This is a genomic window from Neoluteolibacter marinus (assembly GCF_014904755.1).
Taxonomy (GTDB): Bacteria; Verrucomicrobiota; Verrucomicrobiia; order Verrucomicrobiales; family Akkermansiaceae; genus Haloferula; species Haloferula marina.
On the sequence record NZ_JACZFQ010000097.1, the window covers coordinates 159,332 to 174,711 of the forward strand.

The 15,380-nt window shown below is 62.5% G+C and carries 12 protein-coding genes and 1 tRNA gene; 8 read left to right on the top strand and 5 right to left on the bottom strand.

All coding sequences use genetic code 11. The features are described from left to right. The first annotated feature begins 81 nt into the window (after positions 1-81). The 4 genes from IG178_RS19225 to IG178_RS19240 all read left to right on the top strand — a co-directional run bounded on the left by IG178_RS19225 (position 82) and on the right by IG178_RS19240 (position 2,814). Complete coding sequence (locus IG178_RS19225; protein ID WP_193214206.1) at positions 82-1,089, top strand: polyprenyl synthetase family protein; 1,008 nt, start codon at positions 82-84, stop codon at positions 1,087-1,089. Positions 1,090-1,310: 221 nt separating this feature from the next. Further along, positions 1,311-1,802 carry a transcriptional regulator NrdR gene (gene nrdR, locus IG178_RS19230; RefSeq protein ID WP_193214207.1) on the top strand — a complete coding sequence of 164 codons (492 nt, stop codon included), beginning with the start codon at positions 1,311-1,313 and terminating at the stop codon, positions 1,800-1,802. A 72-nt stretch (positions 1,803-1,874) separates the two neighbouring features. Then, a complete protein-coding gene (locus IG178_RS19235; RefSeq protein ID WP_193214208.1) occupies positions 1,875-2,447 on the top strand; it encodes a hypothetical protein in 573 nt (190 codons plus the stop codon). A 22-nt stretch (positions 2,448-2,469) separates the two neighbouring features. Beyond that, positions 2,470-2,814: a histidine triad nucleotide-binding protein gene (locus IG178_RS19240; protein WP_193214209.1), complete on the top strand. Its 345-nt coding sequence runs from the start codon at positions 2,470-2,472 to the stop codon at positions 2,812-2,814. 111 nt (positions 2,815-2,925) lie between these two features. Here IG178_RS19240 and IG178_RS19245 read toward each other — a convergent pair whose 3' ends face one another. Together IG178_RS19245 and IG178_RS19250 are read right to left on the bottom strand one after the other, a co-directional pair. Beyond that, entirely contained in the window at positions 2,926-8,397 is a 5,472-nt protein-coding gene (locus IG178_RS19245) for a serine/threonine-protein kinase (protein ID WP_193214210.1), read from the bottom strand. 97 nt (positions 8,398-8,494) lie between these two features. Beyond that, positions 8,495-9,244 carry an RNA polymerase sigma factor gene (locus IG178_RS19250; RefSeq protein ID WP_193214211.1) on the bottom strand — a complete coding sequence of 250 codons (750 nt, stop codon included), beginning with the start codon at positions 9,242-9,244 and terminating at the stop codon, positions 8,495-8,497. A 163-nt stretch (positions 9,245-9,407) separates the two neighbouring features. Between IG178_RS19250 and IG178_RS19255 the strand changes: the two genes are divergently transcribed. Further along, complete coding sequence (locus IG178_RS19255) at positions 9,408-10,604, top strand: hypothetical protein (RefSeq protein ID WP_193214212.1); 1,197 nt, start codon at positions 9,408-9,410, stop codon at positions 10,602-10,604. A gap of 353 nt (positions 10,605-10,957) precedes the next feature. Here the strand turns inward: IG178_RS19255 and IG178_RS19260 are convergent. After that, positions 10,958-11,029 (bottom strand) — tRNA-Arg (locus IG178_RS19260). A gap of 89 nt (positions 11,030-11,118) precedes the next feature. Between IG178_RS19260 and IG178_RS19265 the strand changes: the two genes are divergently transcribed. From IG178_RS19265 to IG178_RS19275, 3 genes are read left to right on the top strand one after another with little or no spacing between them, the layout of a single operon-like run. Continuing rightward, positions 11,119-12,489 carry a lysophospholipid acyltransferase family protein gene (locus IG178_RS19265; protein ID WP_193214213.1) on the top strand — a complete coding sequence of 457 codons (1,371 nt, stop codon included), beginning with the start codon at positions 11,119-11,121 and terminating at the stop codon, positions 12,487-12,489. After that, entirely contained in the window at positions 12,486-13,403 is a 918-nt protein-coding gene (locus IG178_RS19270; protein WP_193214214.1) for a mitochondrial fission ELM1 family protein, read from the top strand. The genes IG178_RS19265 and IG178_RS19270 overlap by 4 nt, the downstream gene beginning before the upstream one ends. Further along, positions 13,400-14,497, top strand: a complete 1,098-nt coding sequence (locus IG178_RS19275; RefSeq protein WP_193214215.1) for a glycosyltransferase family 4 protein — start codon at positions 13,400-13,402, stop codon at positions 14,495-14,497. Before IG178_RS19270 ends, IG178_RS19275 begins: the two co-directional genes overlap by 4 nt. Here IG178_RS19275 and IG178_RS19280 read toward each other — a convergent pair. Both IG178_RS19280 and IG178_RS19285 read right to left on the bottom strand, forming a co-directional pair. After that, a complete protein-coding gene (locus IG178_RS19280) occupies positions 14,476-14,994 on the bottom strand; it encodes an AAA family ATPase (protein WP_193214216.1) in 519 nt (172 codons plus the stop codon). The genes IG178_RS19275 and IG178_RS19280 overlap by 22 nt on opposite strands. After that, a complete protein-coding gene (locus tag IG178_RS19285) occupies positions 14,991-15,335 on the bottom strand; it encodes a DUF4870 domain-containing protein (protein ID WP_255518991.1) in 345 nt (114 codons plus the stop codon). Before IG178_RS19285 ends, IG178_RS19280 begins: the two co-directional genes overlap by 4 nt. Between the last annotated feature and the right edge of the window lie 45 nt (positions 15,336-15,380).

A 15,380-nucleotide genomic window follows, 5' to 3' on the forward strand; every position in this document is an offset into this window, starting at 1 on the left:
CGGGGCAATCTTTCGCTCTGTCCGCGACATCGGGGTTGCGGTCCCCATGACTTTGTGAAAAATTTCACAAGCGCTTCCACCATGAGCACCACCACCGTCCCACAAGACCGCAGCGACCGGTTTCCCTTCGAGCTAGTCCGACCCCAATTGGAACGGGTGGAAGCCTCCATCCGCGATCAGGTCCGGGCCTTCGATCCCGCGGTGGAACCCTACGTCAGCTACGTCTGCAACACCTCCGGCAAGCGCATTCGCCCCGCCCTGTCGATCCTTGTCGGCGGAGCGCTGGGCGGCGTGACCGACGGCCACCTGAAAATCGGCGTCATCCTCGAGCTCATCCACATGGCGACGCTCGTCCACGATGACATCATCGACGGCGCCGTAACCCGCCGCATGGTGCCGACCGCGAACGCCAAGTGGGGTGCCGGCCTCTCGGTGCTGCTCGGCGATGCGCTGTTTTCCCACGCCCTGGCCCTCGCCACCGAGTTCGACGACATCTCGATCTGCCGCAAGGTCGGCCGCGCCTCGCGCGAAGTCTGCGAAGGTGAAATCGTCCAAACCCAGCGCCGTTGGGACCTTTCGCTGACCAAGGCCGACTACTTCCGGATCATCGAAATGAAGACCGGCGCGCTCTTTGCCGCCGCGACCGGCATCGCCGCTGCGATCTCGGGGGCGGATCCCGAAACCGAGGCAAAGCTGTTCGACTACGGCCTCAAGCTCGGCACCGCCTACCAGATCTATGACGACTGCCTCGATCTGGTCGGCAGCGAGGAAGATGTCGGCAAGACCCTCCGAACCGACCTCGAGAAGGGCAAGCTGACCCTGCCGATCCTCAACCTCCTTGAAAGCGCCAGCGAGAGCCAGCGCTCGAAGCTCAACAAGCGCATCATCGACCAGCAATCGCTCGACCTTTCGGTCCTCGTCGGCATCGCCGAATACGAAGGTGCCATCGAATCCGCGGTCGACACCGCCGTCGACATGCTCGCCACCTGCCGCAATCACCTGGTCGGCCTGCCCGGCGGCGAATCGGTGGAAGCCATGGAGCAGATCACCTGGTTCCTTGGCGCGCTGCTCGAGAAGTGCCGGCGATAGTGCCGGCCTCGTCCCATTCGATCGGGTTCCAGCGGGGTTTCCTCCCTGCTGGAACTTTTTTTTTGGCAGCCGTCCGCGCCTCGGGAAGCGGAACTCGATTCTTCAAAAAACTCGCTTCATTTCCGCCGATCATTCGCCCCTGCCTACTAAATGTAGCGTAGTTTTCAAATTGACTGCGCCACCGGTTGAAAATACTCTCCCGGCCATCGTTTTTCGACCCCATGCGTTGTGTGCAATGCGGCTCCTTCAAGGACAAGGTTCTCGACTCCCGCATGTCGAAGGACGGCACCACCATCCGTCGTCGTCGCGAATGCCTGGGATGCACCTACCGCTACACCACCTACGAACAGATCGAACGCACCGAGCTGCGGGTGGTGAAGCGCGACGGCACCCGCGAGGCGGTTCACCGCGAGAAAATCATCAGCGGCATGATCAAGGCCTGCGAGAAGCGCCCGGTTTCGATGGATCGCCTCGACCGCGCGGTGGAGGAAATCCTCACCGAACTCCACCAGGATCACGTCGCGGAAATGCCCTCCTCGGTGATCGGCGGAAAGGTGATGGAAAAACTTCACCAGATCGATCCCGTCGCCTACGTTCGATATGTCTCCGTCTACCGGCAGTTCGAAGATGTCGGTGAATTCATCCGTGAAATCCAGGCCTTGGAACGCCGCTCCTCCCGCGATCCCATGCAACGTCGCCTCTTCAAAGACTGATCCCTTTCCCGTGCTGCTGTTCCGAACCCAAAACCCTGCCTGCACCCACCCCACCTCGTTTTCCAAACTGACGTGATTTCCCTCATCGGCTCCCGGCCGGCCATCCAGGTCGGACGCTACCAAGTGATCCACTACGACACTTCCTGGTTGAGCGTGGCGCTGCGTCGTGCCGCCTCCGCCGCGGAACGCCACGACTTCCCCTTCGTCGACGAGATCCGGCTCGGCATCGAGCAGTATCTCGAAACCAAGTGCCCGCTCCAACTGCTCCCCCTGCAGGACCTCTTCGAGCGCATGCGCCACATGCTCGTCCGCATCGGCTGCGAATCCATCGCCGAAAAGCTCGAACCGCTCGCACCGCCGGTGACCCTGTCGCTGGTCCGCTTCGCCAACGAAGCCGGCAACGGCTTTGAACTCGCCTTCTTCGGCCGCCTGCGCAACGAACTGGCCCATCTCCACGAATCCGGCGCGGAGGAAATCCGCTTCACCGGCCTCAGCGACGCCGCCCTCGCCCTCAGCGGCAGCGAGAAATGGGATCATCGCTGCGACCAGATCCTGATCGAGATCCGCAGCTTCCTCGGCAACCTCGACCGCGAGAACCGCCCCTTCCACCGGCCCTTGCGGCTGCGGGTCGACAACGAGCGCTAGCCGCCGGCAGCCACCTCCCCTCATGGAAAAGACCCTGTTCGAGAAAATCTGCGACCGCGAGATCCCGGCCGACATCGTTTACGAGGACGCCGACTGCATCTGCTTCAAGGACATCTCCCCGCAAGCTCCGGTCCACCTCCTGCTCATTCCCCGCAAGCCGATTCCCCGCATCGCCGAGGGAGGCCTCGGGGACCAGGCCCTGCTCGGGCACCTCATGCTCACGGCGGGAAAGATCGCCCGAGAACAAGGCATCGCCGGCGACGGCTTTCGGCTGGTGATCAACAACGGCCCCGATGGCGGCGAGGCGGTTCCCCACCTCCACATCCACATCCTCGCCGGCCGCCAGATGCAGTGGCCTCCGGGTTAGCTCCACCTTGGCTGCTTTGAAGGACGGGCTCGCACGATCCGGTTGGTTTTTGGTTCCAAGGTAGCCTGGCCCGTTGCTACCGACGTTCGCAGGCAAGGAGTGAAGCCAATTTCAATCAGCTTGCTTCGAAACCATCAGGTCCTCGGCCTCGGAAAGGAAGAGGCGGTGAATGACGTTGACGTGCCACGATGCGTTGATGTTCCCTCTTCCGATTTCTGCCTCGCGTCGCTTGATGACCGGTCGGACCGCCTCAAGAGCAGAAAGCGCTTCCCGGCGATCACCCCGTTGCGCCGCAGTCATGGCGCGAAGCAACAGCAACATGCGCGCGGTATCCGGATCCTCGGTTTCAGGCGCGGCTTCAATCAGCGACCAAGCGTCGGCGTAGTTTCCCAAGCGATAGGCGACAAGAGCCCTCTCGACCGAGGTGTTCATGTCCGTTGGGTCCAATTCGATTGCTCTCCGGGCCAAGGACACCCCGGCGTCCACAAGATCGGGATCCTCCCGCGAGCCAGGGAGGAGCAGGATACGGCACATAATCCTGGCCTGATCATCCGGGGTAGAATGCCGGAATGTCTCCAGAATACGCCCGAAGAACGATTCCTGCGTGGCTTGGTCCGCTTCGAGACCAAGACCTGCCATCCCTTTCAGGAGCGTGAGACCCTCCCGCTGCTTCAGCCCCTCCTCCACCAGGCCGACGAAGACCTGCTGGGCAAACCTCCCACGGAAATCTCCTTCACCACGGAGTAGCTCAAGTTCCACCTCCGGCGGTGAGAAATCGATGCGCTCAAATGCATTCCTTACCCGCACATCACCGGGTCCCAGGCCCGAACCCATCAGGGTTTCCAGTTCAACGACAGGTGGAAGTTCAGAAGCCTGTTCGGGAGGATCGATCGTGATCCCAAACACCATCAATGCGGTGTCCTTTTCTCCGGAGACGACATCGATGGAGTGGACGGGAACATCTGGACGAGGATTCAGCCACGATCGCACATACAGCACGGTGTAATAGCCTTCCAAGGGGCCGTTTCTGCACCAGACCGACGTGCGCGGCAGGCTGAATTGCTCGGGCGGTGTCCCGTCACTTGGAAGGTAAAAATTATTGAACACGCCTTTGTCCGCTCTGACGGGAACGACCGCTGTGTCGCCGTCTTCATAGTGGATCACGTAGTTCGCGATCACCTCCCTGTTCTCCCATTCCGGATTCCTGTTTCCAGCGGTCACCGATCCTGCATGAAGAAAGTGGATCGCAGGAGTGATCCTTCCCACCGGAATGCCCCGGACTGCAGCAGGGAATTCCAACAGGTAATCGTGGCGCCCCTCGCCTCCATATAACGGATCCCTCGCCCCCCGCACCCGGATCATTCCACGAACGTCGAATGAAAGTGATCCTACTCTGATGATATCGGGCAGCTCTTGAGGCAACATGCCATCGGGGAAGAAGCCGATTCCACTGCGTCGCCGATAGGGAGAATCGTCAAGATACAGATTGTAATGGGAACCCAGGTCAATTTGATGGGAACTCGCATCCGGCGACCGCATTGGAACGCCAACCGCAAATGAATCCGGCGTTGCGATATCATCGCCGAGCTGCTTCCTTGCAAACCAGCGAAGACGAGCGAGAACGCGGGCTTGTTTCGTACCGTGATCAATCCTGGCAAGGAGTGGCTCCGTGATCTTGAGGACATCCTGCCATTGACCGTCCAGGGCTGCGAGCTGTGAGCGAACAAGTGGTTGCCAATCCGGCATGGGCTCCTTCAGCTCGAGGCCGGTTTCGCTCCGCAGGGCCGAAAGCGCCGCAGTGGGATCAAATCCAGCGAAAAGAGATGAGAGATCGCCCAGGAAACCAGGGCCCGGGTAAACGACAAGCTTGGCCAAAAACGAGTACTCATCTGACTGCTGCGGTACCTCAACCGCCAGGACATTCCGACCGTCCACGAAGTCGGCGCTATCGAGCCAGACCGCGATGGAGTAGGCCTCCCCGTCCAGCTCGGTGTCCCCAATGATCTCGTGGCCGATGTTCCACTCGTGACGGACCGCTGGAGTGATCTTGCCACTGGGAAAACTCCCGATTCTCTGGCCGTTGAGGAAGACCGTCGCCCCCGCTCCCGCCTGGAGCTGAAGTAAAGCCCTGCGCTCCCCGAAATCCTTCTCCCATGTGAACTCCTTGCGGAAAAAGGCTCTCGGAGTAGGTGCCGTGGCATCACGTTGCTGCCAGATGGATCGCTGGCAGGCCTTGTCCTGACTGGTCAGCGGTGACTGCAGGATTCTCCAACCGCCTTCCCCTGGCTCCGCTCCTTTCCAATCCGGGAGCGGCTCTCCGGCATCCCTCTCACAGAAAACGGACCATTCCGTCTGATATGAGATCGCCACGCGTGGTGCCGAGAGGCGCAATTCGGGCAGCTCAGACAAGCCCGAGAGCCCGAACATCTTGAAGTCATTCCGCATGAAAGGCTCATCGTCCCCGGAGAGAAGGGGGTCCTCCAGCAACTCGGGGATCAGGTAAAGAAGGAAAAGATCACGAGCCAATGCCGGGTCGCCGGTCGCCAGATGCGACCGAGCCGCAAGGTGAACCAACATCTGGTCCAGTTTGTCTGGCCGGGAGGCGACCATCGAGAAGCACCTGGCAAGGGCGTGCCCGACGAGGTGGGATTCATCCTCCCCCAAATCCCCGGCATGGAGCCCCGCAAGGATCCCGCACAAGTGGGAATACGCTTCTCGATAGGCACCCGTCCGGTGGTAGCTATGAAACAACATTGTTTCGGGATCCAACCGGCGTTCGTGCCACGGCGTCAGGACCTCCTCGACCGCCGGGAGCAAGCGCTCCAGAAGCGTGATTGACCGCTGATCCTCACCAGCACGAAAGTAATTCACCAGCAGTGTGCGAAACGTATCCTGGGCAACCTGATTCTGTATCGAGGCGTGTTGCTCCAGGTCCCTCAACAGCGCCTCTCCTTCTTTGATCAATGCGCCGGGCGGCTGACGGTTGGGACGCTGGGCTTCGTCGGCGACTACCCTGAGGGCCCACGAATCATATCGAGCACCCAGCGTCTCGAGGCCGACCGGCCCGAGGACCTTCTCGAGTCGGTCGCGCATCGCGCTCGAAACCTCGATCGATTTCTCGTGGTCGCCGGCGGCCTGATGCAGATACGCCAGGCGGCGCATGAGCCCGGTGGTATATACCGAAGATGGTCCGGATTCGATTTCCTCGCGGCGCAGCAACTCCCCGCAGCCCTGGATCGCCCGTTCCAGCTGCCCCAGCTTTCCAAGTGAGTTCAGATACTTCTCCGCAGTCTCCCTGGACGGAGCTTGGTCAATGCCACCGTAGTTCTTCTCGTAAGTATCCCGCACGAGTTCCGCGTAGCGCAACGACTCCTGCCTATGGAATGCTGCCACGTCCGGCCGACATTGAAGCGCGATGATTTCGAAACTCAGGCTAAGTTGTTCCGCAGCATCGATCACGCTCTCCGGATTGGGAGAAGCTGCCGTTTCGATTTTCTTCAGGAGCTTCTGGACCAGTGCCAGGGCCTCCTGGTCTCTCCCCACGGCACGGTAGCAGTCAACAAGATTGGAAGTGTTGACTCTCAACTGGGATTCGTCTCCGCTCCCCGACTCGGCGTAGTACTTGGCGACTTCCTCCAAAAGAGGAATGGCCACCTCGGGCCTGCCATTCCAGTAGTGGAGCCGTGCAACCTTTTGCTGCAGGGAGGCCCAGCTTTCAGGATTGGGAAATGCATCCCGGTTCAGGAGCGCGGACGCGTGACCAAGCAACCGGTCGAGATCGAGTCGGGAGTTGTCACGGTCTGCATCCAACAACTGGTGGACGAAGACCGAAACGGCCTCGGCTTCTTTTCGTGCTTCCTCCGAATCTGCCAGGCGGATCTCGGCAAGTGCCCGGGCGGCCATGGCATCCCCTTCTTGCACTCTCGCTTCGGAATATCCGAAGAGTGAAATCACGAGCCCTAGAACGAGCGATGCAACGATCATCAGCCCTGCAACCATCGCGATCCGGTTTCTCCGCACGAACTTCCGGGCGCGATAAGCCAGTTCGGGGGGGCCAGCGGCGACCGGCTCGTTGTGCCGGAAACGTTCAAGATCTTTCAAAAGTTCTGAAACGGAGGGATAGCGGCGGGCAGGATTCTTTTCGAGGCACCGCAAGACGATCCAATCGAGGTCACCCTTCAGCAACTTGGATTCGGCTCGGTTCAGAATGTGGCTCGAAGGCTTGTCAGGGTCACTTTCCCGGATTCTCCGGCGGAGGACATCCTCCGGTTGGCCCGGATTGAAAGGAAGCGACCCGGAGAGCAACTCGTAGAGCAAAACGCCGAGACCGTAGACATCGGTGCGGGCGTCCGGAACCTGCCCGTCGAGCTGTTCCGGGCTCATCGAGGCAGGAGTGCCGAGAACTTCCGCCGAGTGGGTAAGCAAGGTGAACTCGCAGAGCGGATCTTCCAGGCAACGCGCGATACCAAAATCGATGACCTTCGCTGCAGCGCTCCCCGCCTCCCCGGCGACCAGAACGTTGGACGATTTGATGTCGCGGTGGATGATTCCTTTCTGATGGGCGTGTTGGATGGCATCGCAAACCTGCTCGAAAAGTCCGAGACGCTCCGGCAGAGAGAGTCGATGGGACCGCACGTGGCCCGTGATGGATTCCCCCTGGATCCATTCCATCGCGAAATACGGACGCCCGTCTGGTGTGGTGCCTCCATGGAAGAAGCGAGCAATGTGCGCATGGTCAAGACGTGCAAGCGCCTGCTGTTCGACCTCGAACCGCGCCTGGAGACGCATGGAACCGAGACCATGCTTTAGTACTTTCAGCGCAACCAACCGCTTGACCGGCTGATTCTGCATGGCCCGCCATACCTCTCCGAAGCCCCCTTCCCCCACACTTTCCTCTAGAATGAACTCTCCAAGTCGAAGGCCGGGGTGCAGAACGAAATGATGGGGTGGCATGTCGTCGGCCGAAGGCGGGGCCACCCTTGCAGGAGGAAATGGCGACGGTGTTAGAACCATCGTCTTGCTCGCAGGATCGTAGAACGCACAGGAAAGATTGATTGTGCTCGATAGTCCGGCCTCATGGCTTGTGGCCACGGCATCGGCGACAGATGCCAGGTTGGATTCGAGTTCCTCGCACGTGAGGGAATTCAAATGGGTCTTGGCATCGATCCAAGAATCACTGCGACAGGAAAGGAGGAAGAAGGCATCGGAAAGATCTCCGGCCTCGATAACTGGCGCGAAGCCAGGTGGAGCCTTCTCGCGGAACTGGTGTGCCCGGAGCACCAATGTTCCGCTCCCCCCTTGAGCCTCCAACTGCGCTCCGGTCACAACCTGCAAGACAACCGGTTGTCCAAGCTGGCCGAGGTTCCGTGCCAACCATGCGCGATGACCGGGCTCATCCCGCAAAGAATCCCCGAGTTCCAGATGGGGAAACACCTCGCCCCAGTCGGTATCGTCCCGGCACGTGGGAACAGCCCCCCCGACAGCGCGGGAAACGCCGAGAAGGCAACTCGGACAAAGCTGACGATCGGCAAAGCGCCCCCGCACCACCGCTCCGCAGGTACGACATTTCGTCAGCTTGTTCATGATCTTGTATCCGGCATTTCACGGAGGTTCAGAGTGATCCCCCGACCTCTTCAGACCCTTCCGGCGGCACTCGTTGCTGCTGATTGATCATCTCCAATCACCTGGATCGAAATGCATCGTAGAAATGATCGATCTCCGATTCCAAATCCCCCTTGTCCGCCAACGTGGCGGCGATCTCATCACGCACAATTGCACGAAGGCGCTTTCGCAGCCGGAACGCGGCCGAGCGGGCGCTTCCCTCGGTCAGCTCCAGCACGGCTCCCGCCCGAGCATATCCCCCGCGGTCGTCACTCCCGGCGATGAGGGGCATAAGGATCTCGAAGTATTGTGCCTTTCCCTCCTGCCGGTATCGCTCTTCGAGCCGGGTGAGACAGCGCTCCAGAATCCCTGCCGCCCAATGCCGCTCGAAGATGGTATCCGGGGAATCGCCATCAACGCCAGCCTCCTCAAACCAGGCTTCCCCGAGGTCGCGGTCGATCGAGACATGCGCGATACCTCCCCCGCGCTTCAACCTCGATCGGTCGCGCTTGTCATTGAGCAGGAAGTTCTTCAACGCAGCGAGGAGCCAGCTCCGGAACCTGCCATCTGCGACATCCGCCACGCCGAACGACTCCCGTTCGATGAAGGAAACTAGAAATGACTGGGTGAGATCCTCGGCTTCTTCCGGGGGATGCCCCCAAGTCCGGATGAAACTGTAGATCGGTGGCCAATAGTCGCGACTGAGAAGCTCCAAAGCTCTCCGGCGATCCGAAGACGTGACGGAGGATCCGGCGGCACGCACAAGGCTCCACCTTGTCGTCGGCATGCGCCCGTTCACCACGCGGGTTTCCAGCAACCGTTCACTCATAGGCGAACTACTCCATAGGCGACATTCCGGACCAGTGCACTCATTTCCGCACCCATGGCAGGATTTGCCGGTTCGCCTGATTCCAGGAAAAGAACGATCTCGGGCTGCAACGCTCCGGAACAATGGGTTCTGATACAGTCGAATCGAACCAAAACAGACGGTCATGAAAACCACACCTACCATGGTCAAGCAATCCGAAGAAATCCGCCGCACAGCCGTTCTGGGTATCCTCCTCGGCTGCAGCATGTTTGCGAACGCCCTTGCCAAGGGGAAGCCCGGAGGCGGCGGCAACGAAGCCCCCCCACCCGTCGAGGTGCCATTTGTGTACCACGTCACCTGGATTGACACGGAAAACCCGAACGATGTCCTGAACTTGAGAGATGTCTCGCCGGATGGAACGGCGGTGGGAGCAATCGTCCCGGAAGGAATCTACGGCAGCAATGTCGCGGTGGTCAGCTTCCCGGACGGAAACCTGCTGGATGTTCAGGCGATGCTTCACGCAGAGAACCGGATTCCGGCCACTTGGCGCGCGACCTATGCTTACCGGATTTGCAACAACCACTTGATCGCCCTCGACCTCTACGACGACTCGGGGAGCATGTATTGCGGTGCGCTTCAGCTGAATCCCGACCGCACAATGGCGTGGTTCTCCTACTTCGCGGATCCGGGCGGGGCGGACGCGGCCTTGATGGATGCCTCGGAGTCGGGTGACTTCCTGATTGCCTCCGGTGAAATCACCGATGGTCCGGTTGGAATACAATTCTCCCAACCGGCCGACCTGCACGTGTGGACTCCACTCGCCGGAACCATGTTCGGACTCGCTTCCGACGTTCCTGGCATGTCGGGAGGGTGGTACGAGAGTTCGATCAGCGACTACCCGGCCGCGCTCTTCGACGGCGGCTTTGTCAATTACCCGGCAAGCCTGGTCCCTATCCAACTCCCCGATCCCGGCACCGGGTTGACGCTGCTCGATGTGGGAGCCGATGGCACCGTCGTGGCAAGAATTGCCGGAGCCCAGATCCGACGCAACAAATACGCGCCGGATACCATTTCGCGCTGGAGCCCGACATCGGGCACATGGGATCCGATCTACGAAGGAGGGGGAAATGCTTTCATCAATGCATCCGGGGAGATCGCGATCAGCTCGGGTGGCGACCTCCACGTGTTCCAGGACGCATTTGGAGCCATCAATGTGAATGCCATGGTTAATCCCACATCGGGGAACGGCTGGGCCGCATCGAACAACCACCAGCTGCTTGGATTATCCAACAAGGCCGGCCCGGATTCCAAGGGAGGAGTGATCGTTGGAAAGGACCTGACCGCTGGCCGGAGTTTCATCCTCACCCCCGCGTCCCCCTGAATGTTGTGCTCCGGCCAAGCGGACTCCCGGCCCTCTCGCCAGAGGGAAAAATCCTCCTCTGGCCTCCGGCGGGCCGGGAACTCGTGATCCGAGCCCCCATCCTCAGCGCGGAACGGCAACGCGCCCCCATGCAATGGGTTCAAGGCGGGGGACGCCACCGGGGACCTTCGATCGACATTGGACGGGACATTTGCCGTCCGCATCGGATGCAGCGTCAATGCAGAAGCCACTTGGCAACGGCAAATGAACTCCGGCGAAATGGCCTTGAAGCCCGGCTCCCTCAGCTTCAGGGCGACCGTCAAAAGGTGGCCAATGCCCTTTGACACGAACGAAAGTCCCGCCAGGTCACGCAGTGCTCCCGAGAGGAATCGAACCTCTATCTAAGGTTTAGGAAACCCTTGTTCTATCCGTTGAACTACGGGAGCGGGCGGCGCGAGATTAGTGGGGGTCCGCCGGAGGATGCAAGCCCCGGGGCTTGCCGCGGGGCGCGGGAAGGCCGAAAGTCCGCGCGGCAATGAGCGATCCGGAACCACAGGCAAGACGAGCAACCCCGGTCCATCGCCTGCAATATGCCCTGTTCCGGGGAGTCGAGGCGCTGCTCGGCCTGTTTCCGATCACTCCGGTGGTCCAGGCCGGCCGGCTGCTCGGCCATGCGGCGTGGCGGCTGTCGCCGAAGCACCGCCGCCTGGTGACCCGCAACCTGCGGATCGCAACGGCGGCATCCCCGCCCGGTGAGGCAGCCCTCCGCGAGATGGTGAAGGAGACCTTCCGCCGCTCCGGCGGCAACCTGCTGGGCGGCCAGCGGGCCGCGACCATGAAGCCGGCGGAACTGCGCCGGCACATCACCTTCGAAGGCATGGAACACGTGCGCGAACCGATCCTCGCGGGCCGTGGCGTCGTCGTGGTGTGGTCCCACATGGGCAATTGGGAAGCCCTTGCCCAGCTCCTTCCCGAACTCGACGTCGGCGCCCGCGGCGGACCGATCTACCGGCCGCTGGAGAATCCGCTCCTCGACCAGCTCACCCTCGACCGCCGGACCCAGCACGGCGCGGTGATTTTCAGCAAGCACGACGGCTTCAACGGCCCGGCGGCCTTGCTGCGCGAGGGCGGCGCGGTCACCGTAATGAGCGACCAGCGCGCCGGCGGCCACGGGGCCTTGTGCCCGTTTTTCGGCCGGCTGTCTTCCTGCACCCCGCTGCCGTCGCTGCTGGCGCGGCGGACCGGAGCCGCAGTGGTGGCCTTGTCCATCTCGAGCGGATCGACCGGCCACTGGAAGCTCAAGATCCGTCCGGTCCCGGCCAAGGCGAACACCGCCGAGATCATGACCGGACTGGAGGACGCAATGCGCGACAGCCTGACCGACGTGTTCTGGTTCCACGACCGCTGGCGCGTCGACAAGGAGCGACCGCTGAGCTTCTTCACCAAGGAAATGCCCACCGAGGCGGCGCGTGCCGCGGCGGTTCCCACCCGCTTCGTCGCGACCCTTCCCGCCAACAGCCCGGAAGCCCTGGAAACGCTGACCGCGATCCTCGAGATGCGGCCGGATGTCAGGATCGACATCCTCGATCCGGGAGGGCTGCCACGCCTGCCGGATGACCCGCGGCTCGTGGCTTTCCCGTGGGACCCGAGCGCTCCCGCCGAGCAGGTGGCGGGCGTGCTGGATCGCTGCGACGCCTCCCACCCCGCACCTCTCGACTTCGCGCTGTTGCTCGATGGCGACGTCCGGCTTGCCCGCGCGGCAGCCCGACTGGGCCTGAGGTCGATCATCGGCACCGGGGTCAAGGGCAAGCCCTGGACCCGCAGCTTCCCCACCCCCACCCATGCCGGCGAATGGCGCGACATCGCCGCGGGACTGATCAAGATCAAGAAGACGCGGGATTCATGAAGGAGCCCTTGGAAATCATGATCCTGTCCGATGGCAAACCCGGGCACGCCAACCAATCCCACGGGTTGGCCGAAGCGATCGGCCGGATCCGGCCCGTGTCGATCACCCGGGTGTCGCTGAAAGAAAGCCGTGGCGCCCTGCAGCGGATCGCCCGGGCATGGGGCGAGAGTGCCAAGGAAAGCCCGCCCGACCTCCTCCTCGGTGCCGGTCACGCGGTGCATGCCGCCCTGCTGGTTCTCTCCCGACGCTTTGACGTCCCCTGCGTCGTGCTGATGAAGCCGACCCTGCCCGACGCGCTGTTTGACCTTTGCCTGATTCCCGAGCACGACCTGGGAAAGGGCGAGGCCCCCGACCACGTCATTCCCACCGTCGGGGCACTCAACCGGGTCCCGCCGCCCGATCAGCGGGAACGGAACGGCGGATTGATCCTTCTCGGCGGACCGTCGGGTTCCCACGGCTGGGATGGCAAGGCCGTGACGGAAGCCGTGACCACCATCGTCGGCCGCTGCGGCGGACGGCCGTGGCGGACCACCGATTCGCGCCGCACCCCAGCCGGCACCCTCGGCAAGCTTGCCGCAGAATGCCCGGCGCTCGCCTGCTACCCCCACGTCGACACCGGCCGCGACTGGCTGCCGCAGCGGCTTGCCGAGGCCGCCGAGGTCTGGGTCACGGAAGACAGCGTGTCGATGATCTACGAAGCACTTAGTAGCGGCGCGCGGGTCGGGTTGTTGCCGGTCCCCTTGCTGAAGAAGGCCGGCCGCGTCGCCCGCGGGATCGACCGTCTGGTCGAACAGGGCTTCGCGACCCGCTTCGCCGACTGGACGCCAAGCTCCGGCCTCGCGGCCCCGCCCCGCGTGCTGCGCGAGGCGGACCGTTGCGCGGAAATCGTGCTCGAATCCCTGCGGCTGCCATGAAGGTGTTCCAACTGATCCCGGAAATGGAGTCGGGCGGCGTCGAACGGGGAACCCTCGAACTCGCCCGGCACCTCGGCTCCCTCGGCCATGAGTCCATCGTCGTCTCCGGTGGCGGCAAGATGGTCCGCCTGCTCGAGGAGTGTGGCACCCGCCATCTCACCCTGCCGGCCGGCCGCAAGCGCTTGTCCTCGCTCGCCTTGGTGCCGAAGCTCCGCCGCTTGTTCACGGAGGAGAAACCGGACATCCTTCACTTGCGCTCCCGGGTTCCCGCCTGGCTTGCCTGGCTTGCCTGGCGCGGCATGGATCCCTCCACCCGGCCACGGCTGGTGACAACCGTCCACGGCTTCAATTCGGTCAACCGCTACTCCGAGATCATGACCTGCGGCGAACGGGTCATCTGCGTTTCCGAAAGCATCCGCGACCATGTGCTCCGCCACTACCCGAAGGCCGCTCCCGGGAAGCTTCGCGTCGTCCACCGCGGCATCGACCCCGCCGACTATCCCCACGGCTACCGGCCGTCCGCCGAATGGCTCGACGCGTTCCAGCGCGAATTTCCGGCGGCAGCGGGCAAGCGCTTGATCACCCTGCCCGGCCGCATCACCCGGCTGAAAGGGCACGAGGACTTCGCGCGGATTCTGAAGGCACTCGCGGACGACAAGAGCCTGCACGGCTTGATTGCCGGCGGCGCTCATCCACGGAAAGCTTCGTACCTCGACGAGATCCGGAACCTCTTCGACGCCGAGGGGCTAGGCGAGCGGATCACCTTCACCGGAGGTCGCTCCGACCTGCGGGAAATCCTCGCCGTTTCCACGGTCGTGCTCTCGCTGACGACCCAACCCGAATCCTTCGGCCGCACCACCCTCGAGGCGCTCGGACTCGGCGTGCCCGTCGCGGGCTACGACCACGGCGGCGTCGGCGAACAGCTCGGCCTCCTCTACCCCGCGGGAAGAATCCCGCCGAACGACCCCGAGGCCGCCGTGCCGGTGATCCGGCGATTGCTGGATGATCCGCCTCAAGTCCCTGCCGAACACCCGTTCACGCTGCAAGCGATGCTCGACGGCACCCTCGCGGTTTACGGCGAGCTCTTGCGCTGATCGCCCGTCGACACGAACACGTGGTCCCAGACCGGACGCTCCTCGCGGCAGGACGCCGCGTAGCTTTGCCAGTCCCGGAGTTTCGGCAGGTCGCGGTCTTCACCGCGGGAGACGATCCGCTCCCGCCGCAGTTCCGGCGGACACCAGACGAAATGAAGCACCGGCCTGACGCCCAGCCGCTGCTCCAAGCGATCCGGCCAATCCTCCTCGCCGACTTCGCGGGTGAAAGGACCCGCCAGCACTACCGGTACCAGAGGCAGGTTGACCACCGCCAGGTCGAACATCGCCTCGTAGACCGCATCGCGGTAGGCAGTCTTGTAGGCGAGCGAATCCCGGTCATCAGGGTCGTGCCCCGCCAGGGACAACCCGGCGCGAACCAGGCGCTCGGTGGCAACGTCGCTGTCGATCAGGCAGGCGCCGAGCCGGGCGGCAAGTTCCCGCGCATGGAATGACTTCCCGGCCCCCGCGGGGCCGGTGACGACGTGGCATTCGTTCACGTGACGAAACGGGCGGTCAACGGATAGCGGTAGGGAATGCCATCGTTCGCCCTGAGCGAAGCGATCACGATGAAGATGATCCAGACCACCGGATAGGCCCAAAGCAGCGGAAAGAGCAGCAGCCCGATGCCGACGAAGGTTAGACCGATGATCACGATGGTCAGCAGCACGCCCCAGATCAACCAGGAGATGTTGAAGTTGAGGGCCTCCTTGGCCTCCGCCGTGGCGAAGGGCATGCTGTCCTTCTTGACCTGCCAAACGATCAGCGGACCGACGATGTTGCCCACACCACCGGTGAGCAATTCGGACAGGGCCGACAGGTGGCCAAGCATGGCCCACATCTTCTCATCTTTTGAGAAGCCGGCCGGCGGAGAAGGTGGCGGAGG

Bases quoted from the DNA above. Each gene is read 5' to 3' on its own strand.
- nrdR (WP_193214207.1), top strand. From the start codon at position 1,311: ATGCGTTGTGTGCAATGCGGCTCCTTCAAGGACAAGGTTCTCGACTCC.
- IG178_RS19240 (WP_193214209.1), top strand. From the start codon at position 2,470: ATGGAAAAGACCCTGTTCGAGAAAATCTGCGACCGCGAGATCCCGGCC.
- IG178_RS19265 (WP_193214213.1), top strand. From the start codon at position 11,119: ATGAGCGATCCGGAACCACAGGCAAGACGAGCAACCCCGGTCCATCGC.
- IG178_RS19270 (WP_193214214.1), top strand. From the start codon at position 12,486: ATGAAGGAGCCCTTGGAAATCATGATCCTGTCCGATGGCAAACCCGGG.
- IG178_RS19255 (WP_193214212.1), top strand. From the start codon at position 9,408: ATGAAAACCACACCTACCATGGTCAAGCAATCCGAAGAAATCCGCCGC.
- IG178_RS19245 (WP_193214210.1), bottom strand. From the start codon at position 8,397: ATGAACAAGCTGACGAAATGTCGTACCTGCGGAGCGGTGGTGCGGGGG.
- IG178_RS19275 (WP_193214215.1), top strand. From the start codon at position 13,400: ATGAAGGTGTTCCAACTGATCCCGGAAATGGAGTCGGGCGGCGTCGAA.
- IG178_RS19225 (WP_193214206.1), top strand. From the start codon at position 82: ATGAGCACCACCACCGTCCCACAAGACCGCAGCGACCGGTTTCCCTTC.
- IG178_RS19250 (WP_193214211.1), bottom strand. From the start codon at position 9,244: ATGAGTGAACGGTTGCTGGAAACCCGCGTGGTGAACGGGCGCATGCCG.
- IG178_RS19285 (WP_255518991.1), bottom strand. From the start codon at position 15,335: ATGTGGGCCATGCTTGGCCACCTGTCGGCCCTGTCCGAATTGCTCACC.